This window comes from Streptomyces sp. NPDC006385, assembly GCF_040612485.1.
Classification (GTDB): Bacteria; Actinomycetota; Actinomycetes; order Streptomycetales; family Streptomycetaceae; genus Streptomyces.
Genome location: NZ_JBEXQG010000132.1, coordinates 1 through 11,246 on the forward strand (window position 1 = coordinate 1; position 11,246 = coordinate 11,246).

The window sequence follows — 11,246 nt, forward strand, 5'->3', positions numbered from 1 at the left end:
GCCGCTGTCATGCGCCCTCAACTGGAACTGGTTTCCGTGGCAGGGTGGAGCGGGCAAGCCACAGGGGGCCAACAGAAGAGGGGGAAACGTGATCGTCTGGATCAACGGCGCGTTCGGTGCGGGGAAGACCACCACCGCACGCGAACTGATCGAGCTGATCCCGAACAGCACGCTCTTCGACCCCGAGGTCATCGGCGGAGCACTCAGCCACCTGCTCCCGCCCAAACGCCTCACCGAGGTCGGTGACTTCCAGGACCTGCCGATCTGGCGACGTCTCGTGATCGACACGGCGGCCGCACTGCTCGCCGAGCTCGGCGGGACCCTCGTGGTCCCGATGACCTTGCTGCGCCAGGAGTACCGGGACGAGATCTTCGGCGGCCTCGCCGCGCGCCGCATCACCGTTCGGCACATCCTCCTCGCCCCGGGGGAAACGATCCTGCGTGAGCGAATAGCCGGGCGGGAGATCCCGCCCGACCTGCCCGACGGCGAGATACGGGTCCGGCAGTGGTCGTACGACCACATAGAGCCGTACCGCGCCGCGCTCGCCTCCTGGCTCACCGCCGACGCCCATCCCGTCGACAACGGCAGCCTCACGCCGTACGAGACCGCCGCCCGGATCGCCGAGGCGGTCGGCAGCGGGGCCGTGCCCGTCTGCGACATCGTGCAGACCCCCGAACCCACCGCCGAGACCGTCGCTTCCGGCGTCCTCCTCTTCGACGAGCAGGACCGGGTGCTGCTCGTCGATCCCACCTACAAACCCGGCTGGGAGTTCCCCGGCGGCGTCGTCGAACCCGGCGAGGCGCCCGCGCGGGCGGGCATGCGCGAGGTCGCCGAGGAGACGGGGATACGTCTGGACGACGTACCGCGCCTCCTCGTCGTCGACTGGGAGCGGCCCTCGCCCCCCGGCTACGGCGGCCTTCGCCTCCTCTTCGACGGCGGCCGGCTCGACTCGGCCGAGGCCGAACGACTCCTGCTGCCCGGGCCCGAGCTGCGCGCCTGGCGCTTCGTCACCGAGGAAGAGGCCGCCGATCTGCTGCCGCCGGTGCGCTACGAGCGGTTGCGCTGGGCGCTGCGGGCACGGGAACGCGGGGCGGCGCATTACCTGGAGGCCGGGATTCCCACGTCCTGAAGCACGCGGCGCAGCGCCTCGTACGGGCCCGGGGCGAGCCTGCTCTCCTGCTCCGACCGATGCCGGAAATCGCCCATCAGGGCAGCTCCTCGCGCATGCCGGACGATGACCCGGGCGGCGGCCTCAGGGATCCCGTCGCCCGGCCCGGCACCGTCGGCGCAGGACCGTACGAAGGCGGCCCGCTCCTGCCCGCGCTACCCGTACAGCTCGGTGACCAGCCAGATCACCAGGTACCAGGTGCTGTAGGCGCGGTCGTGGTCACGGTGCCGGGTGAAGAAGTCGCGCTCGTGCCGGGTCAGGGGAAAACGCGAGGACGGCGAGAGGCCGTAGTCGGCGAGGTAGGGCTGCCGGCCGTCGGTGAGGATGTTGTGGAAGTGGGTGTCGAAGTGCAGGAGTTCGTGGGCACGCCAGGCGCCGAAGCCCGGGCTGCCGATGCCGTAGTGGCAGAAGGCGGGCACCCTGAAGACGTTGGCCGTCGAGCGGACGTTGCGCGCGAGCGGTTCGGTGTCGGTGAGCCGTGCCTGCTTCACGAACACCCGGGCGCCGTTCACGTCGATCACCTTCGTCGGCTCGCCGATGCCGGTTCCGGCCGGCGTCCCCTCCGCCACGAGAGGCGTTCGGTGCGGGTCATGCGCCCATCCTCAGCGCCCGCGCCCTCAACTGGCCGCGTAATTGCGCAGGAACAGCGCCTCGGCGACCGAGAGGCGCTCCAGTTCCTGCGGGGACACGCTCTCGTTCACGGCGTGGATCTGGGCCTCCGGCTCGCTCAGCCCGATGAGGAGGATCTCCGCGTGCGGGTAGAGGGCGGCGAGCGTGTTGCACAGGGGGATGGAGCCGCCCTGGCCGGCGTACTGCATCTCCTGGCCGGGGTACGCCACCGCCATCGCGTCCGCCATCGCCTGGTACGCCGGGCTGCTCGTGTCGGCGCGGAACGCCTGTCCCTGGCCGATCTGCTCGGTGCGCACCCGGGCTCCCCAGGGCGTGTGCGTCTCCAGGTGGGCCTGGAGCAGCTTGGTCGCCTCGGCCGCGTCCACGCCCGGCGGCACCCGCAGGCTGATCAGGGCACGCGCGCTCGCCTGCACGGACGGGGTGGCGCCGACGACCGGCGGGCAGTCGATGCCGAGGACGGTGACGGCCGGGCGCGCCCAGATGCGGTCGGCGACCGTGCCGGAGCCGATCAGCCGGACGCCGTCGAGAACCTTGGCGTCCTGGCGGAACTGCTCCTCGTCGTACTGGAGCCCCTGCCACGACGACTCGCCGGTCAGCCCGTCCACCGTCGTCGAACCGTCCTGCGCGCGCAGCGAGTCCAGTACGCGGATCAGGGCGCCGAGCGCGTCGGGCGCGGCCCCGCCGAACTGGCCGGAGTGCAGGTTGCCCGCCAGCGTGTCGATCTGCACGCGGACGAGGGTCATGCCGCGCAGGGTCGAGGTCACCGTCGGCAGGCCGACACGGAAGTTGCCCGCGTCGCCGATGACGATGGTGTCGGCCTCCAGCAGGTCCGGGTGTTCCTCGGCGTACCGCTCCAGGCCGCCCGTGCCCATCTCCTCCGAGCCCTCGGCGATCACCTTGACGTGAACGGGTATGCCGCCGTTCGCCTTCAGCGCGCGCAGGGCGAGCAGGTGCATGATCACGCCGCCCTTGCAGTCGGCGGCACCGCGCCCGTACCAGCGGCCGTCGCGCTCGGTCAGCTCGAAGGGCGGGGTGATCCAGGCGGACTCGTCCAGCGGCGGCTGCACGTCGTAGTGGGCGTAGAGCAGGACCGTCTTCGCGCCCTCGGGGCCGGGCAGGTGGCCGTACACCGACTGCGTGCCGTCGGGGGTGTCGAGCAGGGCCACGTCCTCGAAGCCCTCCGCGCGCAGCGCGTCGGCGACCCAGCGGGCGGCGCCCTCGCTCTCGCTCCTCGGGAACTGGTCGAAGTCCGCCACCGACTTGAACGCCACCAGCTCGGTGAGTTCCGCCTTCGCCCCGGGCATCAGCGAGGCGACGGTCTCGGCGACCGGATTCGACGACATGGGCACGCTCCTTGTGGGTGCGACGTTGTACGTATGAGTGCTGTGATCCTCCCACAGCGGCCTGCGACGACGCCCGCCGTAGGATGCGGGAGACAGCAGAAGGCGGCGGCTTGATCGGGAGCAGTAGACCATCGTGAGCAGCGAGAACTCTTCGGCGGACGACGTGCGGCAGGTGTGGGACGTCGTCGTGGTGGGCGCGGGACCCGCGGGGGCCTCGGCCGCCTATGCGGCGGCGGTCGCCGGGCGGCGCGTGCTGGTGCTGGAGAAGGCGGAGCTGCCGCGCTACAAGACATGCGGCGGCGGCATCATCGGCCCCTCGCGCGACTCGCTCCCACCCGGCTTCGAACTGCCCTTCCGGGACCGGGTGCACGCGGTGACGTTCTCGAACAACGGCCGCTTCACCCGCACCCGCCGCTCCAAGCAGATGCTGTTCGGGCTGATCAACCGGCCCGAGTTCGACCAGCAGCTCGTCGAGCACGCCCAGAAGGCGGGCGCCGAGCTGCGCACGGGCGTCACCGTGCAGCGCGTCGAGCAGCACGGATCGGCGGTGCCGGACCGGCGCAGCGTCGCGGTCATCCTGCAGGGCGGGGAGACGCTGCTCGCACGGGCCGTCGTCGGCGCGGACGGCAGCGCCAGCCGCATAGGAGCACACGTCGGGGTGAAGCTCGACCAGGTAGATCTCGGCCTGGAGGCGGAGATCCCGGTGCCGGAGACCGTCGCCGAGGACTGGAAGGGCCGGGTGCTCATCGACTGGGGGCCGATGCCCGGCAGTTACGGCTGGGTGTTCCCCAAGGGGGACACGCTCACGGTCGGGGTGATCTCGGCGCGCGGTGAAGGCGCCGCGACGAAGCGGTACTTGGAGGAGTTCATCGGGCGGCTCGGGCTCGCCGGGTTCGAACCGAGCGTCTCCTCCGGCCACTTGACGCGCTGCCGTGCCGACGACTCGCCGCTGTCGCGCGGGCGGGTGCTGGTGTGCGGGGACGCCGCGGGCCTGCTGGAGCCGTGGACGCGCGAGGGGATCTCGTTCGCGCTGCGGTCGGGGCGGCTGGCGGGGGAGTGGGCGGTCAGGATCGCCGAGGCGCACGACGCGGTGGACACCCGGCGCCAGGCCCTGAACTACGCGTTCGCGATCAAGGCGGGGCTCTGCGTGGAGATGAGCGTCGGCAAGCGGCTGCTGACGGTGTTCGAACGCCGTCCCGGTCTCTTCCACGCGGCACTGACCGGTTTCCGGCCGGCCTGGAAGGCGTTCATGGACATCACCCGCGGCTCGACGTCCCTGGGCGAGATCGTCCGCAGCCACCCGATGGCCCAGCGCGCCCTGACCGCGCTGGACCGCCGCCCGGCGCCGGCGGGCGAGGAGGCCACCTCCTGACGACGGCCGGGTCATTGCCTGACGGCGTCCCGAGGGTCACCGGTCGACGGTGATCCGAAAGACGGGGTGGTCCGGGGCGGCCGCGATGATCTCCTCGTCGGAGGACTTCGCGGTGACCCCCTGGAAGTACTGGTTGACCTCCCAGCCCCACTTCTCCAGGTAGGTCCGCAGGATCGGGAGCTTCTCCGCGTCGGGAAGCTCCACCGCGGTGAACTCACGGACCTTGCGCCCGACGCGCAGCTCCCCACCGCCCGCGGCGCGCATGTTGCGCACCCACTGGGAGTGGCCACGGGCCGAGACGAGGTACCGCGCGCCGTCGTAGGCGTGCGGGTTGACCGGGATGCGCTGCATCCTGCCGCTCTTGCGCCCGCGTACGGACAGCTCCGCCGTGCCCGCGATGCTCAGCCCGCGCCGGGCCAGCCAGCCGATCACGCTGTTGAGACGGACGTTCAGCGGGCTGCCCTTGAGGTAGTACGGCGATGACATGGCGACCCCCACAGTTCGAGCTGTTTGAGAGAGCGGTGCTCTCGCTTGAGAGCAGTGTGCACGAGATCGCCGCTCCAAAGCAAGAGCAGTGCTCTCGATTGTGTGCACCGCTCCGCCTTTCGTGGAAGACTGCCTCACATGAGCAGCACCGCACAGGGCGCCCGCGCCCGCGCCAGGACGGAAGTCACCGCGGCCATCAAGGACGAGGCGCGCAGACAGCTCGCCGCCGAGGGCGCCGCCAAGCTCTCGCTGCGCGCCGTCGCCCGCGAGCTCGGCATGGTCTCCTCCGCGCTCTACCGCTACTTCCCCAGCCGGGACGACCTGCTGACCGCCCTCATCATCGACGCCTACAACTCCCTCGGGGAGAGCGCCGAGGCCGCGTACGACAAGGCCGCCGACGCCGGGCCCGCGCAGCGCTGGACGGCGGTCGCCGAGGCCGTGCGTGACTGGGCGCTGCGGCATCCGCACGAGTACGCGCTGATCTACGGCTCACCCGTGCCCGGCTACAGCGCGCCCGACACCACCGTGCCGGCCGCCTCCCGCGTCGGCCTGATCTTCATCGGCATCCTCCGCGACGCCCACCGCGACGCCGTGCTCACCGAACCGCCCCTGCCCACCGAACTGCGCCCCGAGGCCGAGCGCATGGCCGCCGACCTGGCCCCCGACCTCCCTCCGGCGACGGTCACGGCCCTCATCGCGGCCTGGGCCGAGCTGTTCGGGCTCGTCGGGTTCGAGCTGTTCGGGCAGTTCAACCGGGTCGTCGAGGACAGGGAGACGTTCTTCCGGCACGCGGTGGCCCGGCTCGCGCACGGGGTGGGCCTGGCGGAGGGCGTCCGGACGTAGCCCGACGCGAACCGTCAGGGCACCGGCACCGGCACCGGCGGCAGCAGCTCCGGGTCCTGGCGCAGGATCCGCGCGTGCAGTGAGCGCAGGGCGGGACCCGGATCCGCGCCCAGGGCGTCGGCCAGCCGGCACCGGGCCGCCTCGTACGCGGTCAGCGCGTCCGACGGGCGGCCGGTGCGGCACAGAGCGAGCATCAAGAGCTCGACGAGGTGTTCGCGCAGCGGATACGCCGCGACGAGACGAACGAGTTCGTGGACGTACGCGAAGGAACGACCGAGCGCGATCTCACCCGCCAGCCGTCCTTCCAGGACCGTCAGCCGTTTCTCGGCCCACCGCAGGCGTTCCGCCTCCAGGTACGGCGCCCGCAGTCCCTCGGCGAACTCCCCGCGCCACAACTCCTCCGCACGCCGGGCCAGATCGACCCCGCGCCCCACCTCACCGGCGTCCCGTGCCGCCAGCGCCTCGTCCACCAGTCGCCGCCGCTCCGCCAAGTCGTCGATGCGGACACCGGTCAGCCGGTACCCGGCACCGGTCCACGACAGCTCCGGCCCCTCCCCGAGCGCGCGGCGCAGCCCGGAGACGTACTTCTGCACGAGATTGCGTACATGGGCGGGCGGTGCCCCGCCCCACACCGCCTCGACCAGGCCGTCGTACGAGAGGGGACGGCTCTCTTGGAGCAGCAGTACGGCGAGGACCGCACGCTGCTTCGGCGGGCCGAGCGGGATCTCCGTGCCGTCGCGCAACGCGCGCAGCGGGCCCAGCAGTTCGCAGCGCAGGCCCTGCGCTGTGCCGGTCGTGCCCTCGGCTGTCCCCTCACCCATGCGTCGAGCGTATCCCGAGCCCCGCGTTCCAGTGGATCTTCCAGCGGCCGTTCCAGCGGACCGGGTCACGGTGTGAGCCCCGACTCCCGGAGAAAGGCCGCCCCATGCTCACCCGGCTCGGCCGTCTGGCCGTGCACCGCAGTGGTGCCGTGCTGATCGGCGCCCTGCTCGTCCTCCTCGGCCTCGGCGCGTACGGCGCGGGCGCCCAGGAGGACCTCGACCTCTCGCGCTGGAGTTCACCCGGCACGCAATCGGTACGCGCCGCCGAGACGCTGCGCGAGGACTTCCGCACCGGCAACCCCAACCTCGCTCTGCTCGTCACCGCCCGCGACGGCGACGTGGACAGCCCGCGCACGCAGCGGGCGGGACGCGAACTCGCCGCCGAGGTCGGGCGGTTGCCCCTGGTCACCGACGTCACCTCCTACTGGGACGCCGAGAGCCCCGCCCTGCGCGCCGAGGACGGCCACCGCGCGCTGATCCTCGCCCACCTCGAAGGCACCGCCACCGAAACCCGCGAACAACTCGCCGCGCTCTCACCGCGGCTGACCCGCACCACCACCGAGCTCGACGTCCGGGTGGGCGGCCAGGAGGAGATCTCGCGGCAGGTCGGCGAGCAGGCCCGCGCCGACTTCCTGCGCGCGGAGGCCTTCGCGCTGCCCGCCGTCCTGCTCCTTCTGATCCTCGTCCTCCGGCGTACCGTGGCCGCCCTGCTGACCGTCGCCGTCGGCCTGCTCTCGGTCCTCGGCACGCTCGCCGGTCTGCGGCTGCTCGCGCAGTTCACCGACGTGTCGACCTTCGCAGCGAACCTCGCGCTCGTCCTCGGCCTCGGGCTGGGCGTCGACTACAGCCTCTTCATGATCAACCGGTATCGCGAGGAGCGGGCCGCCGGACACGTGCAGGGGCAGGCGGTGGTGCGGGCCACCGCGGCGGCCGGACGTACCGTCGTCTTCAGTGGTGTCACCGTCGCCGTGTCGCTCTGTGCGCTGCTGGTGTTCCCGTTCTTCTTCCTGAGCTCGTTCGCGTACGCCGGCGTGCTGGTCGTGCTCACCGCGGTCGCCGGTGCCGTCCTCGTCCTCCCGGCGGCCCTCGCCCGTTGGGGCCACCGCGTCGAGCGCCCCACCGCACCCGCCTCCGGGCTCTGGCACCGCGTCGCCCTCGCCGCCATGCGCCGCCCCCTGATCGCCGGTGCCGGAGTCCTGACCGTCCTCCTCCTGGCCGGCTCACCCGTCCTCGGCCTGCGCTTCGGCCTCCCGGACGAGCGCACGCTCCCCGAGGGCACCTCCTCGCGCACCACCTCCGAGACCGTGCACCGCGACTTCGCCGCCGAACCCACGGACACCGTCCAGGTGGTGCTCGCCGAGCCGGCCGACACGCGCGCGTACGCCGCCGAACTCTCCCGGCTCCCTGGCGTGTTCCAGGTCGACGCGCCGAGCGGCGCCTACCGGGAGGGCAGCCGGATCGGTGCCCCCGGCCAGGACCGGCTCGCCGCGCCGGACGGACGCGTGCGCCTGGCCGTCGTACCCACACAGCAGGCCATGTACGGCGACGTGCCCGCCTTCGTCGAACGCGTCCGGGACACGCCCGCGCCCGCCCGCGCCCTCGTCGGCGGCTATCCGGGCGAGACCACCGACTTCCGCGCCACGCTGCTCGACCGGCTTCCGCTCGCCGTCGGGATCGTGCTGGCGGCCACGTACGTGATCCTCCTCCTGATGACCGGCAGCGTGCTCCTGCCCGCGAAGGCGACCGTGCTGAACCTGCTCAGCCTCGCGGTGATGTTCGGCTGCCTGGTGTGGGTCTTCCAGGACGGCCACCTGTCCGGACTCCTCGGCTTCACGCCCACCGGTTCGATCGAGCCCAGCATCCCCGTGCTGATGTTCTGCGTGGCGTACGGGCTGTCCATGGACTACGAGGTCTTCCTGCTGGCCCGCATCAAGGAGGAGCACGAGCGGACCGGCGACACCACGCGCGCGGTGGGCGAGGGCATCCGGCGCAGCGCCCCGCTGATCACCGCCGCGGCCGGGATCCTCGCGCTGTCCTTCCTGTCGTACGCCACCTCAGGCGTCGTCTTCCTCAAGGAACTCGGCATCGGCACCGCCCTGACGATCCTCGTCGACGCCACCCTCATCCGGGTCGTGCTGCTGCCGGTGACGATGCGGCTCGCCGGGCGCGCGAACTGGTGGGCGCCCCGGTGGCTGCGCCGGCTGCGGATCAGGGAGCCCGAGGCCGCGGACGTACTTCGCGGGGAGTACGTGTGATCACCACGCGCGGGTGACGCCGCCCGGGTGCCATCGCGTCTAGCGTGGCGGACATGGACGAGCAGCAGACACGCCGGGGCGGCGGGCCGCCGATGTGGTGGCGGCACGGGCCGTCGTGGTGGCACCGCTGGGACGACCAGGAGCACGCGCCACGTTGGCCCTGGCGGTCCACCGTGCTGATCACGGTGTTCGTGGTGGTCGGCTCGAACTTCGCGGCCCGGGGGCAGCTGGACGACCGGGAGCATCTCGACCCCTTCGCGCGCGTGCTGCTGTTCGTGGCCTCGGGGCTGCTGCTGGGGCGCAAGCGGTATCCGGTGGCCGTCGTGTTCGGGACGGCGGTGGCCGCCACGCTCTACCTGGGCGCCGGGTACCCCTACGGGCCCGTCTTCGTGGCCGTGGCCGTGGCCTGCTTCAACGCCATCGTCACCGGGCACCGCAGGTCCGCCTGGGCGGCGGTCGGGGTGTTCTGGGCCGGGCACGCGCTGGTGGCCCACTGGCTGTACCAGTGGCTGCCGCCGTCCGGTGACGCGGCCGCGTCCTGGACGCAGGAGGGCGTGATCGCCGCCTGGGTCGCGGCGATCATGGCGTTGTCGGAGCTGGCCAGGACCCGGCGCGAGCAGTGGGCGCGGGAGCGGGCCGAGCGGGCGCAGGCGGCGCGGCGGCGGGCCGACGAGGAGCGGCTGCGGATCGCCCGGGAACTGCACGACGTCCTCGCGCACAGCATCAGCGTGATCAATGTGCAGGCGGGTGTCGGCCTGGCCCTCCTCGACACCGACCCCGAGCAGGCGCGCACGGCGCTGACCACCATCAAGGCCAAGAGCAAGGAGGCGCTCGGCGAGGTCCGCCAGGTCCTCGACACGCTGCGCGCCCCCGGCGACGCGCCGCGCACCCCGGCGCCCGGCCTCGACCGGCTGCCCGAGCTGGTGACCCAGGCGGCGAGCGCCGGCCTCACCGTCGAGGTCGAGGGCGAGCCGCCCCGCCTCGCGCCCGGCACGGACCTCGCGGCCTTCCGCATCGTCCAGGAAGCCCTCACCAACGTCGTACGCCACTCCGAGTCGCGGCACGCGCGCGTGCGCCTCGATCACGAGGACGGGACGACACTACGGCTGCGTATCGACGACGACGGTCCCGCGACCGGCGCCGACGCGGGCGGCAGCGGCAACGGACTCGCCGGAATGCGGGAGCGGGCGGCCGCGCTGGGTGGCACGATCGAGGCGGGCCCGCGTGCCGACGGCGGGTTCCGGGTGCTCGCCGTGCTGCCGCTCAAGGCCGCCGCGGGCGAACCGGGCAACGACGTCAAGGAGGACCGGTGATCCGCGTACTGCTCGCCGACGACCAGTCACTGGTGCGGGCCGGCTTCCGGGCGCTACTCGACGCGCAGCCCGACATCGAGGTGGCCGGGGAGGCCCCCGACGGCGAGGAGGCGCTGCGCAAGGTGCGCGAACTGCGGCCCGACGTCGTCCTGATGGACATCCGCATGCCGCTCCTCGACGGCCTCGCCGCGACCCGCCGGATCACCGAGGACGCCGCCCTGGAGGGCGTCAAGGTGATCATGCTCACCACCTTCGAACTCGACGAGTACGTCTTCGAGGCCATCCGCGCGGGCGCCTCCGGCTTCCTGGTCAAGGACACCGAGCCCGACGAACTCCTGCGCGCCGTACGGGCGGTGGTCGAGGGCGACGCCCTGCTGTCGCCGGGTGTGACCCGGCGGTTGATCGCGGAGTTCGCCGCCCGCTCCAAGGAACCCGCGGCCGCCGACGCCCTGGCCGAACTCACCGAGCGGGAGCGGGAGGTGATGGCGCTGGTCGGCATCGGACTGTCCAACGAGGAGATCGCCCGCCGCCTGGTGGTCAGCCCCCTCACCGCGAAGACGCACGTCAGCCGCGCGATGGTGAAGCTGGGTGCCCGGGACCGGGCCCAACTCGTCGTGCTGGCCTACGAGTCGGGGTTGGTCCGGCCGGGCTGGCTGGGCTGAGGGCCCTGCCGGAAGCGCAGCAGCACGCAGGCGACCCGGGCGAAGAACAGCACGGCCGCGACCGTGGCACCGGCGCCGACGAGTGTGTCGCGCACACCGTCCGGCACGTCGAAGACGAACGCCGGGCCGGCGACCGCTCCGAACAGCACCGCCGCCGCGAACGCCGCGCTGCACAGCGCGTACCCGATCTCTACGGTGATCGCGTCCCGCTCGGCCTGACCCCGCCGTCCCCCGTAGCTCTCCATAGCTGGAGTCAAACAATCGCCTGGTCATTGGAATCGCCTCCAGCGCCCTGTTCGACCTGGCGGAGGCAGATGCTGTCTTTCGTGAGCAGGGCGAAGAGGTTTATCGGG

At 72.4% G+C, this 11,246-nt stretch carries 12 protein-coding genes; 7 read left to right on the forward strand and 5 right to left on the reverse strand.

Going from position 1 to position 11,246, the window contains the following annotated elements:
• Positions 1–88: 88 nt before the first annotated feature.
• Positions 89–1,129 (forward strand): NUDIX domain-containing protein, encoded by a 1,041-nt coding sequence (locus ABZ078_RS43340; RefSeq protein ID WP_356584052.1) that lies wholly within the window; start codon positions 89–91, stop codon positions 1,127–1,129.
• Positions 1,130–1,323: 194 nt separating this feature from the next.
• Here ABZ078_RS43340 and ABZ078_RS43345 read toward each other — a convergent pair whose 3' ends face one another.
• On the reverse strand, positions 1,324–1,737 hold the full coding sequence (locus ABZ078_RS43345) for a hypothetical protein (protein ID WP_356584053.1): 414 nt from the start codon (positions 1,735–1,737) through the stop codon (positions 1,324–1,326).
• A 48-nt stretch (positions 1,738–1,785) separates the two neighbouring features.
• Complete coding sequence (locus ABZ078_RS43350; RefSeq protein WP_356584054.1) at positions 1,786–3,141, reverse strand: dipeptidase; 1,356 nt, start codon at positions 3,139–3,141, stop codon at positions 1,786–1,788.
• Between the two features lie 133 nt (positions 3,142–3,274).
• On the opposite strand from ABZ078_RS43350, the gene ABZ078_RS43355 reads away from it, so the two are divergent.
• Positions 3,275–4,513: a geranylgeranyl reductase family protein gene (locus ABZ078_RS43355; protein WP_356584055.1), complete on the forward strand. Its 1,239-nt coding sequence runs from the start codon at positions 3,275–3,277 to the stop codon at positions 4,511–4,513.
• Between the two features lie 36 nt (positions 4,514–4,549).
• On the opposite strand, the gene ABZ078_RS43360 is transcribed toward ABZ078_RS43355, so the two are convergent.
• Entirely contained in the window at positions 4,550–4,999 is a 450-nt protein-coding gene (locus ABZ078_RS43360) for a nitroreductase family deazaflavin-dependent oxidoreductase (protein WP_356584056.1), read from the reverse strand.
• A 138-nt stretch (positions 5,000–5,137) separates the two neighbouring features.
• Between ABZ078_RS43360 and ABZ078_RS43365 the strand changes: the two genes are divergently transcribed.
• The gene (locus ABZ078_RS43365; protein WP_356584057.1) at positions 5,138–5,842 is read left to right on the forward strand and encodes a TetR/AcrR family transcriptional regulator; all 705 of its coding nucleotides are present in this window, start codon (positions 5,138–5,140) and stop codon (positions 5,840–5,842) included.
• Positions 5,843–5,856: 14 nt separating this feature from the next.
• Here the strand turns inward: ABZ078_RS43365 and ABZ078_RS43370 are convergent, their stop codons facing one another.
• Positions 5,857–6,663: a BTAD domain-containing putative transcriptional regulator gene (locus ABZ078_RS43370; RefSeq protein ID WP_356584058.1), complete on the reverse strand. Its 807-nt coding sequence runs from the start codon at positions 6,661–6,663 to the stop codon at positions 5,857–5,859.
• 104 nt (positions 6,664–6,767) lie between these two features.
• Here ABZ078_RS43370 and ABZ078_RS43375 point away from each other — a divergent pair, with 104 nt between their 5' ends.
• The 3 genes from ABZ078_RS43375 to ABZ078_RS43385 are packed head-to-tail and all read left to right on the forward strand — an operon-like array spanning position 6,768 to position 10,893.
• The gene (locus ABZ078_RS43375) at positions 6,768–8,918 is read left to right on the forward strand and encodes an MMPL family transporter (RefSeq protein WP_356584059.1); all 2,151 of its coding nucleotides are present in this window, start codon (positions 6,768–6,770) and stop codon (positions 8,916–8,918) included.
• A gap of 53 nt (positions 8,919–8,971) precedes the next feature.
• Positions 8,972–10,231, forward strand: coding sequence for a sensor histidine kinase (locus ABZ078_RS43380; protein WP_356584060.1), 1,260 nt, complete (start codon positions 8,972–8,974; stop codon positions 10,229–10,231).
• Positions 10,228–10,893, forward strand: coding sequence for a response regulator transcription factor (locus ABZ078_RS43385; protein WP_356584061.1), 666 nt, complete (start codon positions 10,228–10,230; stop codon positions 10,891–10,893). The genes ABZ078_RS43380 and ABZ078_RS43385 overlap by 4 nt, the downstream gene beginning before the upstream one ends.
• Here the strand turns inward: ABZ078_RS43385 and ABZ078_RS43390 are convergent.
• The gene (locus tag ABZ078_RS43390; protein ID WP_356584062.1) at positions 10,854–11,138 is read right to left on the reverse strand and encodes a DUF6332 family protein; all 285 of its coding nucleotides are present in this window, start codon (positions 11,136–11,138) and stop codon (positions 10,854–10,856) included. The genes ABZ078_RS43385 and ABZ078_RS43390 overlap by 40 nt on opposite strands.
• A gap of 2 nt (positions 11,139–11,140) precedes the next feature.
• Here ABZ078_RS43390 and ABZ078_RS43395 point away from each other — a divergent pair.
• The coding region (locus tag ABZ078_RS43395; protein WP_356584063.1) for a 5'-nucleotidase at positions 11,141–11,246 on the forward strand (106 nt) is incomplete at its 3' end.